Here is a 14035-nt window from a genome sequence, read left to right as displayed (position 1 = left end):
TTTCCCAGGCAGTTGGCTATAATAGCCGACACTCAACATATGACTATTGAAGGAATGCCCGATGAGTTTGAACCAGGTGCCTGCAGGTAAAGAACTGCCAGAAGATATCTACGTTGTCATTGAGATCCCGGCGAACGCCGATCCGATCAAATACGAAGTCGACAAAGAGTCTGGCACCCTGTTCGTGGACCGTTTCATGTCTACGGCGATGTTCTATCCGTGCAACTACGGCTACATCAACCACACCCTGTCGCTGGATGGTGATCCGGTTGACGTGCTGGTTCCAACCCCGTATCCGCTGCAGCCTGGCTCGGTGATCCGCTGCCGTCCGGTTGGCGTGCTGAAGATGACCGATGAGTCTGGCGAAGACGCCAAACTGGTTGCGGTGCCGCACACTAAGCTGACCAAAGAGTACGATCACATCAAAGATGTGAACGACCTGCCGGAACTGCTGCGCGCGCAGATTACCCACTTCTTCGAGCAATACAAAGCGCTGGAAAAAGGCAAATGGGTGAAGGTGGAAGGCTGGGACAACGCCGAAGCGGCGAAAGCTGAAATCATCTCCTCTTTCGAGCGCGCAAAGCAGAAATAATCTGACGCCGTCCGATAAAAAACATCGTCCTCTGGACGGTGTTTTTGTTTGTGCGCCGGGTGAGTGAGCGGGTGATATGGGCCGCAGGCAAAAAAACACCGTCCTCTGGACGGTGTTTTTGTTTATGCGTCTGACGGAGGGTCGTCGCGCCGCAGCCAGTCGCCGCTGGCGATGCGCTGACGTCCCTTTACCGGGCGCTGATAGACATAGAGCCATGCGCTGCCGTAAGGCGTTTGCATCAGCTGGCGCTTGTACTCGCCAGCCTTAGTGCGCAATGCATCCAGTTCGCCCAACGTGGTGGCGTCGATGCGGTAAACTTCACAATAGACGGTTCCTTCGCCCGGGATCACGCCCGGATAATGGCCGAGACTGTAGAGCGCATAGCCCTCAATCTGCATATCCCCCAGCCATTGCGCATTCGTCATCCAGTGACTGTTTCCCTGTTTGCGCCGTAAACTGCCGTAGACAATTATTCGCATTGCTAAAACTCAAACTGATAGAGCAAATCAAGAGCCTGGTCCACACCGGACACGGCTTCCAAATAGAGTTTGGGCATCAGGCGATAACGCAAGGTCAAGGTCGCCAGCGAATCAAAAATGCCGACGCCATATTTTACTTGTAGACCCGGCAGCACATAGCCGCTGACCTGCACCTGCTGGCTGTCGCCAACCCCAGTCGTATCAAGGGCAAGATTGCTGACGCCAAACGTCTCACCGATTTTACCCACAACCTGACCACTTTGTGCAACCCCTAGCCCAACTAACGCCGAGGTTAATGCGTTTCCATCGCCGTCAGAGCCTAATCCCTGACCGCGCAGCAGGTAGGAAAGCGCCTCCTGCTGCGACATCGCCGGATCGGAGAAGACCTCGACCTTCGGCTCGTCCGCCAGCCCGGTGACGCGCAGACCCGCCGTGACGTCATCCTCTGTCGCCTCAGGATTACGGATCGCTTCCAGGTTGACATAGGGTTGATCCGGCGGACCGGCGAACTGCAGCTCGCCTTTGCGCACGATCAGATCCTGACCGTAGGCGTGGAAGCGCCCGGACGGAATATTGATCTGGCCATTGAGGCCGAGACCGGTTCTGTCCTGCACCACCTTCAGGTCGCCGTTGAGCTTCGCCTTCAGGCCGAAGGCAGAGAGGCGCACGTCGTTGCCGACGTGGATCACCAGATTACTGTTAATCGGGATAGCGGCGGTTTTCGGCTGAATCGGCTGCAGGTTTTTATCCAGCAGCACCTCGTCCGACGAGACGCCCGTCGCGCTCTCTGGCACCTCCTGCACCGTAATGCGCGCCCAGGGAATATCGACGCTGCCGTCCAGGCTGAAGGCCGCCGGCGTCGCCTCGAACACCAGATCCGGCGAGACATCCATGCGCACCATCGGCGGCACGGTGACGCGCACGCGGCTGCCCTGCGCGGCGATGCGCGCGCGCCAGTTGTCGAGCTGGCTCCAGTCCGCGTTGCCGTTGAGGTTGATGTTGCCCTGCGCGGTCTGCACCAGACCGTTCAGCGTCGAACTCATGCCGTTGAACACCATGTTCAGATTGGCAGCAGTGAGATCGACCGGCATAAAGTTGCCGTCGACGTCGACGCCCTGCAGGCCAAGCTGGCCGAAGATCTGCGGCTGCTTCACGCTGCCGCCGAGGCGCAGGCTGCTGTTGAGGTTGCCTTTGATCTTCTCGCCCTGCATCAGCGCCGGGTTGAGCATCGCCAGCGAGATATTACGGATGTTGACGTTGCCCGCCAGCGTACGACGGTTTTGCGGATCGCCGATCTGCACGTTGCCGTCGAGCTGGCCGTTGTTAGCGATGCGGATCAGCCAGTCGAGATCGGCGTGGCCGTTGCGCAGCGCCGCGTTGAGGTTCAGCGCGTTAAAGTCGATGGGCAGCGTATTGCCCTGCACATCCTGCCGCACCTTCACGCCGCTGCCCTTCAGCGAGAGGGTACCGGTCGGCAGCGCGCCGTCCGCCGTCCAGTTGACGCGCGCGTCGCCGCTAAAGAGGCCCGCCAGCTGGGTTTCATCCGGCAGGAACGGCTTGATCATCGCCAGGTCGAAGCGGTTGAGCTGGATATGGGCGTGGCCGCTCGGGCCCGCTTCAACCGGCTCCGGCACGCAGAGCTGAGCATTGGGGTTCTGCCAGCAGTGCGGGCCAATGGTGGCGGTCTGCTTCGCGTTGAGGTAGTCGATCGCCATCGCGCGCGTCAGTCGCCATTCGCCGACCGGCGTTTCAAAGCGCGTATTGTTAAGCGTGCCCTGCCAGCGCTGCTGCTGGCGATCGAAGCTGCCGTTGAGCGCCAGCTGGCCGGAAACCGGCTCGCCCTGCACGTTAAGTTTGAGCTGATGCGCTTTTTCATTGCCGTCGGCGTTGAGCGTCAGCAGGCTGATAGACAGCGCATCCTGCTTCAGCTGCTCGACGCGCAGCTGTAGCTTGCCGGCGACCTGATCGCTGGAGCGCACGTCGCCGTCCAGCGTCACGCGACGGATCTGCAGCTGCTGCCAGCGCAGCCCGGTGGCGTTGAGATCGGCGAGTAGCTGCGGCGCCTGCAGCGTGCCGCGCGCCTTGATGGTACCTTTGGCAACGCCGCCCAGCCCTGGCAGGGCGTTGTCGAGGTGCGGCGCGTCGATGGTGGCGTCGAGGTTAAGCGCGTCACCCAGCGAGCCTTTCACGTCCAGATTGTTGCGGCCCAGCACGATGTGCACGCCAGGAATATCCCACTGGTTGTAGCTGTTGCCTTTTAGCGACCCGTCGGCGCTGACCGCGTTCTGCTTGACGTTGCCCTTCAGCTGCAGCTGCGGCACGCTCACCTGCCAGCTGCCGCCGTAGAGGCTGCCGCGCGTGGCGATTTTGCCGTCCAGCTTCGCCGGCCAGTCGGGATACTGGCGTGCGGTGTTGATGCCGGAGAGCGTCAGTTCGCTGCGCCAGCTGATCGCCTTGCTCCAGTCCACCAGCGCCGTGAGATCGACGTTGCCCTGCAGCGCGCCAAGGCGCAGCCTGTCGAGGCTAAACTGCTCGACGTTGCCTTTGCCGTCCAGCGCGACGGTGGCGGGCGGCAGGCCCTCTCCTTTCACCGCCGTGCGCAGCGACATTACATAGTCTGTGGCTTTGCCCTTGAACTGATAGTCGAGATCGTCCGCCTGATACTGCGCCGCGCCGGTCAGCGGCCAGCGCAGCTGCGGGCTGGTGAGGTGCAGCGACAGCGGCAGCCCCACCGCCGCCAGCTGGGTGGTGGCGTCGAGCTGCGCGCGCACCGGGCCGGAAAGATTCAGGCCCAGCTTCAGCTCATCGCGCATCGCGCCGCCCAGATCCAGTTTGATCTTCTCGCCCTTCAGCGGATCGACGTTGGCCGTGCCGTTAAGGGTGAAATTCACCGGCCAGTTGTCTGCCAGCGTCGCATCGCCGCTGCCGTTGAGCTGGCCAAGGTTAGAGTCGATGTCCAGCGTCTGCAGCTGCAGCTTGCGGTCAGCGGTTTTCGCCTTCAGCAGCAGGCGACTGACCGCAATGTCGGTGTCGCCGGTCAGGCGCAGCTGCTCGCCAAGGATCGACTGCACGTCGATATCGAGCGGCAGACGAAAGTCGGGCATCTCCGGCAGCAGCGGCTTCGCAAACATCGCCTGCAGGGTTTCGCCCAGCGGCTTCTCATCCGGCTGCGGCTGCTGTACCTTCGGCTGCACCACCTCTTCGTTGGCGACCTTCGCCGCTTTCGGCAGCGCTACCAGCAGGCTCTGGATATGGGTGGGATTCAGCGTCAGCGCGCGACCCTGCCACTGCAGACCGGTAGTGAAATCGAGCAGCGAGATGGCGGTGTCGTCGATTTTCACATTGACGTTATGCAGGCCAAGATGGCGCAGCGTAATCGGATACGGTGTGCTGAGATCGCCGCTGCCGCTCTCCTCTTCCGGCGGCGCCTCCTGCGCGGGCGTCATCTTTTTGCTGTCGACCACCACGCTGACATCCTTCAGCGCGATATCGTTGACGCACACCGAGGAGTGCAGCAGGCAGTTAAGATCCACCGCCAGATGAAAGGAGCCGGCATCGACGCTGACGCCGGGCATCTCATAGCGCAGGCCGCTGACCGTCAGATTACGCCAGCCGCCGTCCACCTGTTTGATCGACAGGCCCGGCACCCAGCGCGCCGCGCCGTTCAGCACCAGATGCAGTCCCGGCGTGGTGCCGATTAAAAACGCCACGCCGCCCAGTAACAGCAGCAGAAAGATCACTACGCCGATCAGGACCTTTTTCCACAGCTTCATAGTTCAGGCCCCAGTCCGATATAAAATTGCAAACCATGCTCCTCGCTGTCGCCAATCGGCCGGGCGATATCCAGTTTGATCGGCCCGACCGGCGACGCCCAGCGCACGCCGAAGCCCGCGCCGGTTTTAAAATTGCTCTGTTTGATGTCGTTGACCGCCTCGCCCGAGTCGATAAACGCCGCGCCCCACCATTTGCCGGTCACGTTGTACTGGTACTCCAGCGAGCCGGTGGCAAGTTTCGAGGCGCCGGTCAGCTTGCCGTCTTCGTCGCGCGGGGAGATGTCTTTGTATTTGTAGCCGCGAATGCTGCGATCGCCGCCCGCGAAGAAGCGCAGATCCGGCGGCACCTTCTCGAAGTCGTTGGTTTCGATCCAGCCGAGATTGCCGCGCGCCACAAAGCGATGCTTATCCGCCAGGGTGCGGATCCAGACGTTCTGCGCCTGCAGGATCAGGAAGTCGACGTCCGATCCCCAGGTGGTGTCGGAGACGTCAATGGAGTAGCGCTGCGAGTCGCCCCACGTCGGCATCAGGCCGCCGCGCGAGCGGGTGCGGTTCAGGCTGACGCCGGGATAGAGCAGCATGGTGGTGTTGGTGACGCTGCCCTGGGTAAAGTGATCGAGGCTCCATTTCAGGTTTATCGCCTTCTGCCAGCCGGTGCTGTTCTCCCAGTAGCGCGACACCCCGAGTGTGGAAGTGTCCGCTTTGGTGTCGTTAAGATCGGTGCGCTTCAGGCCGCCAGAGAAGATGTAATACTGCTCCAGCGGGCTTTTCAACAGCGGCACCTTATAGCTCAGGTCGAGCTGCTGCTCCGGCGCGGAGAGATAGGCGCTGGCCGCCATGCTGTGGCCGCTGTCGTTAACCCAGGGCTTTTTCCACGTCGCCTTCAGGCGCGGCCCGACGTCGGTGGAGTAGCCGACGCCCGTTTCGATGGTGTTTTCGGTGCGCGGCGACACCACCGCGCTGAGCGGCAGCACTTTGGTTTTCCGCCCCTGCGCGAATTCCGGCGCCACCACCACGGAGTTAAACCAGCCCGTCGCCGAGAGACGACGGTTCAGCTCGGCGAGATCGCGCGAGCTGTAGTTGTCGCCTTTTTTAAACGGCACCAGCTTCTCCAGATACTCCTCGCGGATTTGCGAGCCGGAAAAGCTGACGTCGCCGAAGCGATAGCGCTGCCCGCTGTCGTAGTCGATATCCCAGAAGGCTTCGCGACGCTCCACAGAGACGCCAAGCTGGCTCTTTTTAAAGTTGCCGTCGAAATAGCCGTTGCGCAGCGCCAGGTTCGAGAAGCCGCTTTTAAACTTCTCATATTCGCCGTGGTTAAGCTGGCGCCCTTTTTGCGGCGTGCCCTGTTTCACCCAGGCCCGATAGTCGGGATCGCGCAGCGCGTCGCCTTCGAGCACGATGGTGCTGCCGGCGATTTTCACCGGTTCGCCGGGTTTGACATGGGCGATCAGCACCGGTCGGCCGCCCTGCGGTGGCGCGGGACGCGCCTCGAAATCGATATCGGGCTCATAGTAGCCGAGCGCTTTCAGCCCTTGCTGAATCGCCTCTGAAACGCGCGCGCGAAAGCGGCCGTCGTTCGACACCTCGTCGGCGCCGATGGTCGAGAGACGGGCGCGCACGTTTTTGTTGAGATCCCCGGTTAAGCCTTGCACTTCAAGGCGCACTTTCGCTGCCTCAGCGACCGGCGCGGCGGCCAGCAGGCAGGTCATAAAACAGACGTGAATTCGTGGCACGCGTACTCCTGTTAATCATGCCGACCCCTATTCCGCGGGGCGTGATATAGATCCCTGGATAAGAACATCGCAGCGGCGCTGTCATCATCATAGCCGCAGAAAGCGGCCTGCGGCTGCGAAAAAACGGCAACAAAGCCAAATAGCGCCCCATTGTCAGCAAATGACCGGATCGATACAACCGCTGCGCAGCAGATGCGCGCGCCACTCGGATTAATCTGAGCTAAACGCGGTCGCTGCGAACTCTGGCGGCCTTGAGGGCGCTGCTGCTATAATCAGCGGCGCAGGCTTCGCCTGCTCTTTTTCTGCCCCGACGCTGCTCTGTCGATAAGGCGCAGACATTTTTGGCACGGATAGCCCAGACTGAGAGGTGAGTACAGACGGTACGCCCTTTGCGTGCGCTGCCCAGGCCAAAAATGACAAGTGGATAACCCTTTGGAAACCCTATGTTAGATAGCTTGCTTGTCATCTTGTTGCTGATCGTGATCAGCGCCTTTTTCTCTCTCTCGGAAATCTCGCTGGCGGCCGCCCGCAAGATCAAACTTAAACTGCTGGCCGACGAGGGCAATATCAACGCCCAGCGCGTGCTGAAGATGCAGGAAACGCCCGGCACCTTCTTTACCGTGGTGCAGATTGGCCTGAACGCGGTCGCCATCCTCGGCGGTATCGTCGGCGACGCGGCCTTCTCGCCCGCCTTCAGCAGCCTGTTTAGCCGCTTTATGGAGCCGGCGCTCGCCGATCAGCTCAGCTTTATCTGCTCCTTTATCATCGTCACCAGCTTCTTTATTCTGTTCGCCGATCTGACGCCGAAGCGCGTCGGCATGATTGCGCCGGAAGTGGTGGCGCTGCGCATCATTAACCCGATGCGCTTCTGTCTGCTGGTGTTCAGCCCGCTGGTCTGGCTGTTCAACGGCCTGGCGAACGTCTTCTTCCGCGTCTTTAAGCTGCCGATGGTGCGTAAAGACGACATCACCTCTGACGATATCTACGCGGTGGTGGAAGCGGGCGCGCTGGCGGGCGTGCTGCGCAAGCAGGAGCACGAGCTGATTGAGAACGTGTTTGAGCTGGAATCGCGCACCGTGCCCTCTTCCATGACCTCACGCGAAAACGTGGTCTGGTTCGATCTGCGCGAAGACGAAACCACGCTGAAGACCAAAATTGCCGAGCATCCGCACTCGAAGTTCCTGGTGTGCGACGGCGACATCGACCATATCGTCGGCTACGTCGATTCCAAAGAGCTGCTGCTGCGCGTGCTGGGCAATCAGAGCATGGCGCTTAACAGCGGCGTGCAGATCCGGTCGGCACTCATCGTGCCGGACACGCTGACGCTCTCTGAAGCGCTGGAAAGCTTTAAAACCGCAGGCGAAGACTTCGCGGTGATCATGAACGAATACGCGCTGGTGGTGGGCATCATTACCCTCAACGACGTGATGACCACGCTGATGGGCGATCTGGTCGGCCAGGGAATGGAAGAGCAGATTGTGGCGCGCGACGAGAACTCCTGGCTGGTAGAGGGCGGCACGCCGATCGACGACGTGATGCGCGTGCTGCATATCGACGAATTTCCGCAGTCAGGCAACTATGAAACCATCGGCGGCTTTATGATGTATATGCTGCGCAAAATCCCGAAACGTACCGATTTCGTCAAGTTCGCCGGATTTAAGTTCGAAGTGGTGGATATTGACAGCTATCGTATCGATCAGCTGCTGGTGACGCGGATTGACGATCGTCCGCCGGTGCTGAATGTGGCGAAGGCCACGGAAGGGGAAGAGTAGAAAATCAGAGGGCGCCGACGGCGCCCTTTTTGTCAGTTGAACTCCGCCTGAAGGCGCAGAACCTGACGGTTAATTTCGGACATCACGCTTAAGTGCTGTACGTCCTTTACGCGCGGGATCAACACTTTCCCTTTGTCGAACTCGAACGCGCCAACGTCCTTGATATACATCCTTCCTTTGAACAGCGTTTTTACATATTTCGCTATTTGCAGTGGATTATAGCGTTGGAAAATCTTCATGCTGTCTAACTCCTGTATATATTTAAATACGCTTCGCCGTTTCCAAGTTCGGTACGAGCCCATGAAGCGCAAATGCCGGTAAACTATAGAACACTTAACGGGGTTAATGTTCCGAAAGCTGAACTTTTTTACTGAGTTGACACATCATTACAGAATAGTCTGTTATCACGCGTCACCAACACAGTATAAATCCAAGCTTGTTAATAAATTGTGTCATAGATAACAAACCTGACACCTTAACAAGACAGGCGCATCATCCCCGCTTACTATTGCAGAAAAATGACTAACTGGTCGGATTACTCAAGGAGATCTACTATGCGACTCGCCTGTGCCCTGTTTGCGCTGGTTCTACTGCCCGGCGCGGTTTTCGCCCACGTTCTGAAACCAGATGAACGCGTGCCTGCGGTCGGCGTCGACGATAAAGGCGAGCTGCTTTATCAGCAGGATGATTTCAGCTATAAGCGCTGGAACAGCGCGCAGCTGGCGGGCAAGGTGCGCGTGATCCAGCATATTGCCGGACGCTCCTCCGCTAAAGAGAAAAATGCCGCCGTGATTGAGGCGATTAAAGCGGCGCAGTTCCCGCACGACCGCTATCAGACCACCACCATCGTCAATACCGACGACGCTATCCCCGGCACCGGCATGTTCGTGCGCAGCAGCATTGAGAGCAATAAGAAGCAGTATCCCTGGTCGCAGTTTATCGTCGACAACAAAGGCAACGTTAAACACGCCTGGCAGCTGCAGGACGCCGGCTCGGCGATTGTGGTGCTGGATAAAAACGGCCGCGTGCGCTTTGTGAAAGATGGCGCGCTAACGCAACAGGAGGTGACGCAGGTGATCGATCTTGTGCGGACGCTGCTGAAGCAGTAACAGAAAACGGGAGGCATGCGCCTCCCGTGTTGATCAGAACAGCGACACGCGGAAGCCAGGATTAAGAAAAGATTCGCGCGGCGCATAGTCCAGCGTTTTGCCCTGCCAGTCATGCACGTGCGCGCCCGCCGCCATCGCGACGGCGTGCCCCGCGCCAGTGTCCCAGATGTTGGTTGGCCCAAAGCGCGGATAGAGCTGCGCTTTGCCTTCCGCCACCAGACAGAATTTCAGCGACGAGCCGATAGCGACGGTCTGATGCTCGCCCAGCTGCTTCAGATACTCTTTCAGTTCGTCGTCGGCGTGAGAGCGGCTCACCACCACCAGCGGCGGTCGCGCCGCCTGGGCGTGGATCGCCGTCTTGTGGCCGCCCTCTTCTTTCCAGGCCTTGCCGTCGGCGGCAGAGTACATCACGTCGAGCGCCGGCGCATAGACCACGCCCAGCACCGGTTTGCCCTGATCGATCAGCGCGATGTTGACGGTAAATTCGCCGTTGCGCTTGATAAACTCTTTAGTGCCGTCGAGCGGGTCGACTAGCCAGTAGCGCTGCCACTGCTGCCGCTCGCTCCAGGCGGGCGGATCTTCTTCCGACAGCACCGGCACTTCCGGCGTCAGCTGCCGCAGCCCCTGCAGAATAATATCGTGCGCGGCGATATCCGCTGCGGTCACCGGGGAGTCGTCGGATTTGCGTGAAACGTCTGGCGGCGTTTCTTTCTCGTAAATCAGCATGATCGCGTTGCCCGCTTCGCGCGCCAGCTGGCAAATGTGCTCTAACATTGTTCACCTCCTGATCGGTGGCTGCTGCACGCGTTAACGTGCGCCACATCGGTTAAATTTTAGCAGCTACAGCGCTGCTGCCCGGCCATCCAGGCGCTAAACCCTCAATATTTTAATGATATCAATACCATGTATTGCGACCTGCCGCCATGCCGCGCGCTTTTCAGCGGTTTCAGCCGCTAAAACGAGAATCCCATCACGTATTCCTCTGACACATCATCGTTGTTTTACATTACTTTGAGAGCCTTACTTTTTTGCAGCAGGAGCACGCATGTTTAAACCCACTCTGACTTTTCTGGCGCTGGGCCTCTCAACCGCCCTGCACGCCGCCACCGTCGATCTTCGTCTGCTGGAAACCACCGATCTGCACAGCAACATGATGGATTTCGACTACTACAAAGACGCCCCCACCGAGAAGTTCGGGCTGGTGCGCACCGCGACGCTGATCCATGCCGCGCGTCAGGAGGTGAAGAACAGCGTGCTGGTGGATAACGGCGATATTATTCAGGGCAGCCCGCTCGGCGACTATATGGCGGCGAAGGGGCTGCAGCAGGGCGAGATCCATCCGGTTTATAAGGCGCTCAATACGCTTGATTACAGCGTCGGCAACCTCGGCAACCATGAATTCAACTACGGCCTGCCTTACCTGCGCAAAGCGCTGGCGGGGGCGCGCTTCCCCTACGTTAACGCCAATATTATCGATCTGAAAACCAACCAGCCGATGTTTACGCCCTGGCTGATAGAGCCCATCGAAGTGACGGATCGCGACGGCAACAGCCAGCTGCTGAAGATTGGCTTTATCGGCTTCGCGCCGCCGCAGATTATGGTGTGGGATAAAGCGAACCTGCAGGGCAAGGTGCGCGTCGAGGACATCACCGAAACCGCGCGCCGCTATGTGCCGCAGATGCGCGCTCAGGGCGCGGATCTGGTGGTGGCGATCCCCCATTCCGGCCTCAGCAGCGAGCCCTACCACGCGATGGCGGAAAACTCGGTCTACTACCTGAGCCAGGTAAAAGGGATCGATGCGATCCTGTTCGGCCACGCGCACGCGGTTTTCCCCAGCAAAGAGTTCGCCGCCATCAAAGGCGCGGACGTGGAAAAAGGCACGCTGAACGGCGTGGCGGCGGTGATGCCCGGCATGTGGGGCGATCATCTCGGCGTGGTGGATCTGGTGCTGACGCATGACGACGGCCGCTGGCAGGTCAGCGATCGCAAAGCGGAAGCGCGTCCGATTTACGACGCGGCGCAGAAAAAGTCGCTGGCGGCGGAAGATCCGGCGCTGGTGAAGGTGCTGGAACAGGATCATCGCGCCACGCGCACCTTTGTGGCGCAGCCGATCGGCAAATCGGCGGACGTGATGTACAGCTATCTCGCGCTGGTGCAGGACGATCCCACCGTGCAGATCATCAATAACGCGCAGCGCGCCTACGTCGAGCATTTTATTCAGGGCGATCCCGATCTCGGTCGCCTGCCGGTGCTCTCCGCCGCCGCGCCGTTTAAAGCAGGCGGGCGCAAAAACGATCCTGCCAGCTATACCGAAGTGGAAAAAGGCGACCTCACCTTCCGCAACGCCGCCGATCTTTATCTCTACCCGAATACGCTGGTGGTGTTGAAAGTCAGCGGCGCCGAGGTCAAAGAGTGGCTGGAGTGCTCCGCCGGCCAGTTTAACCAAATCGATCCACAGCGCCGCGATGCGCAGTCGCTGATTAACTGGGACTTCCGCACCTACAACTTCGACGTCATCGACGGCGTCAACTATCAGATCGACGTTACCCAGCCCGCGCGCTACACCAACGACTGCCGGCTGATCCATCCAGACGCCTCGCGCATCAAAAACCTGACGTGGCAGGGCAAGCCGATCGATCCGCATGCCACCTTTCTGGTCGCCACCAATAACTATCGCGCCTACGGCGGCACATTTGCCGGCACCGGCGATAGCCATATCGCCTTCGCCGCGCCCGATGAGAACCGCGCGGTGGTGGCGGCCTATATCAGCGCGGAGACAAAGGCGCATGGCGAGGTGCGTCCACAGGCGGACAACAACTGGCGGCTGGCGCCGATTAGCAGCAGCGCGCCGCTCGATATTCGCTTTGAGACCGCGCCGGGCGACAAGGCGACGGCGTTTATCCGCAGCCATGCGCAATACCCGATGCAGCCGCAGGGCAGCGACGCCATCGGTTTTGCGCTGTGGCGCGTCGATCTGCAGCCGCGATAGGGGCGTAAAAAAGCCAGCCCAGGGGCTGGCTTTCGCGTACTGAAAAGCAACGGAGATTACAGGATCTCCAGCAGCTCCACTTCGAAGATCAGGGTGCTGAACGGCGGAATGGAGGCGCCTGCGCCGCGCTCGCCGTAGGCGAGGTTGTGTGGAATAGTCAGCTCCCACTTCGAGCCGACCGGCATCAGCGTCAGCGCTTCAATCCAGCCGGCGATCACGCCGGTGACCGGGAATTCAGCCGGTTCGCCGCGCGCAACCGAGCTGTCGAACACCGTGCCGTCGATCAGCTTGCCGGTGTAGTGAACGCGTACGCGATCCTGACGTGACGGGATCGGGCCATCGCCCTGTTTGATCACGCTGAACTGCAGGCCCGATTCGGTGCTGTTGACGCCTTCGCGCTGCGCGTTCTCCGCCAGGAAGGTTTGACCTTCGGCCGCCATCGCCTCGACGCGCTCGCGACGCACGCCTTCGGCGCGCTCATGCACTTCGCGCAGCGCACGATGCACGACGTCAACCGGCACCGCCGGCGAATTCCCTTCCAGCGCGTCGCGCAGGCCCGCGAGCAGCGCTTCCGGCTGAAGTCCCTGCAGACCGGACTCCAGCAACTGCTGGCCAACCTGTAAACCGATTCCGTAACTTGCTTGTGATTCGACGCTGTCGAATGAAGGGGTCGTCATCTTGATACCTGTCTCTTTCGCTAATAGAACCGGCAGCATAACAGCGCGGGCCGCCGGCGTAAAATCCCGCGCGCGCAGATGACTTTTGCCGTTGAAACAGAAACAATACGCAGGTCATATTTCATCGGGCTGGCAGGCGCGTCGCGCTCGCATTGCCCATACTATAACTCTGGACCAAGGCCATCTTTGCCAGAGTACTGAAAGAAGAGAGATACATGGGTCAAATCGCCCCACGACGCCGCAGGACGCGCGCACCCCGCGCTTTGCGCACTTTGCGCCAACGCTTCGCCTGGCGGCCCGCTACCCCGCCGACCGCCGCTGGCGATGAGGAGGATTCACGAATGGCTTCAGACGCGCCTTCCCGCATGCCCGCCTGGCTGAGTAAAATCTGGCACTTTACCGACACCCTGCGCTGGATGGGCCCGCTGCCGCCGGCGCACCGGCGCGGCATCGTTATCGCCCTGCTGGTGATGCTGCTGGCCTTCTTATGGCCCTCCAGCTCGCCGCAATACCCGATTGAGCGCCCGCAGACCGCGAGTGGCGAAAAAGAGGTGCCGATGCAGGCGGAGATCGTCGATCAGAACGCGCCGCAGCAAAACGCGCAACCGCCGAAGGCGGATTCTCAGGGCGCGTGGCGCAGCTATACCATCGCCTCTGGTCAGACGCTGGCGCAGCTGTTTCGCGACAATAATCTGCCGGTCGGCGACGTCTTCGCTATGGCGCGCGTGGAAGGCAACGATCAGCCGCTGAGCGCGCTGCAGAGCGGACAGCAGGTAAAGATCAGGCAGAATGGAGAGGGCGTGGTGACGGGGCTGACGGTGGATGGCGCGAACGGCCCGGTGCTGTTTACTCGCCAGCCGGACGGCTCGTTTATACGCGCCCAATAGCGCGGCGGCAAAAACAAAAAA

11 protein-coding genes are annotated in these 14035 nt (G+C 60.1%); 5 read left to right on the top strand and 6 right to left on the bottom strand.

All coding sequences use genetic code 11. The features are described 5' to 3' along the window. Positions 1-61: 61 nt before the first annotated feature. Positions 62-592, top strand: coding sequence for an inorganic diphosphatase (gene ppa, locus MC269_RS02160; protein WP_239953633.1), 531 nt, complete (start codon positions 62-64; stop codon positions 590-592). A 122-nt stretch (positions 593-714) separates the two neighbouring features. Here ppa and MC269_RS02155 read toward each other — a convergent pair whose 3' ends face one another. The 3 genes from MC269_RS02155 to MC269_RS02145 are packed head-to-tail and all read right to left on the bottom strand — an operon-like array spanning position 715 to position 6556. Then, on the bottom strand, positions 715-1071 hold the full coding sequence (locus MC269_RS02155) for a gamma-glutamylcyclotransferase (protein ID WP_081140771.1): 357 nt from the start codon (positions 1069-1071) through the stop codon (positions 715-717). Between the two features lie 2 nt (positions 1072-1073). Continuing rightward, entirely contained in the window at positions 1074-4844 is a 3771-nt protein-coding gene (locus MC269_RS02150; protein WP_239953632.1) for a translocation/assembly module TamB domain-containing protein, read from the bottom strand. Continuing rightward, positions 4841-6556 (bottom strand): autotransporter assembly complex family protein, encoded by a 1716-nt coding sequence (locus tag MC269_RS02145; RefSeq protein ID WP_174580921.1) that lies wholly within the window; start codon positions 6554-6556, stop codon positions 4841-4843. Before MC269_RS02145 ends, MC269_RS02150 begins: the two co-directional genes overlap by 4 nt. A gap of 467 nt (positions 6557-7023) precedes the next feature. Between MC269_RS02145 and MC269_RS02140 the strand changes: the two genes are divergently transcribed. Beyond that, positions 7024-8352 carry a hemolysin family protein gene (locus MC269_RS02140; protein ID WP_081140768.1) on the top strand — a complete coding sequence of 443 codons (1329 nt, stop codon included), beginning with the start codon at positions 7024-7026 and terminating at the stop codon, positions 8350-8352. Positions 8353-8384: 32 nt separating this feature from the next. On the opposite strand, the gene MC269_RS02135 is transcribed toward MC269_RS02140, so the two are convergent. Continuing rightward, the gene (locus MC269_RS02135) at positions 8385-8591 is read right to left on the bottom strand and encodes a DUF1107 domain-containing protein (protein ID WP_081140767.1); all 207 of its coding nucleotides are present in this window, start codon (positions 8589-8591) and stop codon (positions 8385-8387) included. 315 nt (positions 8592-8906) lie between these two features. Between MC269_RS02135 and MC269_RS02130 the strand changes: the two genes are divergently transcribed. Continuing rightward, on the top strand, positions 8907-9461 hold the full coding sequence (locus MC269_RS02130) for a YtfJ family protein (RefSeq protein ID WP_081140766.1): 555 nt from the start codon (positions 8907-8909) through the stop codon (positions 9459-9461). A 33-nt stretch (positions 9462-9494) separates the two neighbouring features. Here the strand turns inward: MC269_RS02130 and cysQ are convergent, their stop codons facing one another. Next, positions 9495-10235 (bottom strand): 3'(2'),5'-bisphosphate nucleotidase CysQ, encoded by a 741-nt coding sequence (gene cysQ, locus MC269_RS02125; RefSeq protein WP_239953630.1) that lies wholly within the window; start codon positions 10233-10235, stop codon positions 9495-9497. Between the two features lie 271 nt (positions 10236-10506). Here cysQ and MC269_RS02120 point away from each other — a divergent pair, with 271 nt between their 5' ends. Then, positions 10507-12450: a bifunctional 2',3'-cyclic-nucleotide 2'-phosphodiesterase/3'-nucleotidase gene (locus MC269_RS02120; protein ID WP_239953628.1), complete on the top strand. Its 1944-nt coding sequence runs from the start codon at positions 10507-10509 to the stop codon at positions 12448-12450. A 56-nt stretch (positions 12451-12506) separates the two neighbouring features. Here MC269_RS02120 and fklB read toward each other — a convergent pair whose 3' ends face one another. Next, positions 12507-13127, bottom strand: coding sequence for an FKBP-type peptidyl-prolyl cis-trans isomerase (gene fklB / locus MC269_RS02115; protein WP_033754889.1), 621 nt, complete (start codon positions 13125-13127; stop codon positions 12507-12509). A gap of 215 nt (positions 13128-13342) precedes the next feature. Between fklB and MC269_RS02110 the strand changes: the two genes are divergently transcribed. Continuing rightward, entirely contained in the window at positions 13343-14014 is a 672-nt protein-coding gene (locus MC269_RS02110; protein ID WP_305802679.1) for an OapA family protein, read from the top strand. The last annotated feature ends 21 nt before the right edge of the window (positions 14015-14035 follow it).

The organism is Pantoea sp. Z09 (assembly GCF_022394795.1).
Lineage (GTDB): Bacteria > Pseudomonadota > Gammaproteobacteria > Enterobacterales > Enterobacteriaceae > Pantoea > Pantoea latae.
This window is presented reverse-complemented; position numbering and strand designations above follow the sequence as displayed.

Coding starts and splice junctions, on each gene's coding strand:
- fklB (WP_033754889.1), bottom strand. CDS start 13,127: ATGACGACCCCTTCATTCGACAGCGTCGAATCACAAGCAAGTTACGGA.
- MC269_RS02135 (WP_081140767.1), bottom strand. CDS start 8,591: ATGAAGATTTTCCAACGCTATAATCCACTGCAAATAGCGAAATATGTA.
- MC269_RS02145 (WP_174580921.1), bottom strand. CDS start 6,556: ATGACCTGCCTGCTGGCCGCCGCGCCGGTCGCTGAGGCAGCGAAAGTG.
- cysQ (WP_239953630.1), bottom strand. CDS start 10,235: ATGTTAGAGCACATTTGCCAGCTGGCGCGCGAAGCGGGCAACGCGATC.
- ppa (WP_239953633.1), top strand. CDS start 62: ATGAGTTTGAACCAGGTGCCTGCAGGTAAAGAACTGCCAGAAGATATC.
- MC269_RS02130 (WP_081140766.1), top strand. CDS start 8,907: ATGCGACTCGCCTGTGCCCTGTTTGCGCTGGTTCTACTGCCCGGCGCG.
- MC269_RS02155 (WP_081140771.1), bottom strand. CDS start 1,071: ATGCGAATAATTGTCTACGGCAGTTTACGGCGCAAACAGGGAAACAGT.
- MC269_RS02140 (WP_081140768.1), top strand. CDS start 7,024: ATGTTAGATAGCTTGCTTGTCATCTTGTTGCTGATCGTGATCAGCGCC.
- MC269_RS02150 (WP_239953632.1), bottom strand. CDS start 4,844: ATGAAGCTGTGGAAAAAGGTCCTGATCGGCGTAGTGATCTTTCTGCTG.
- MC269_RS02120 (WP_239953628.1), top strand. CDS start 10,507: ATGTTTAAACCCACTCTGACTTTTCTGGCGCTGGGCCTCTCAACCGCC.
- MC269_RS02110 (WP_305802679.1), top strand. CDS start 13,343: ATGGGTCAAATCGCCCCACGACGCCGCAGGACGCGCGCACCCCGCGCT.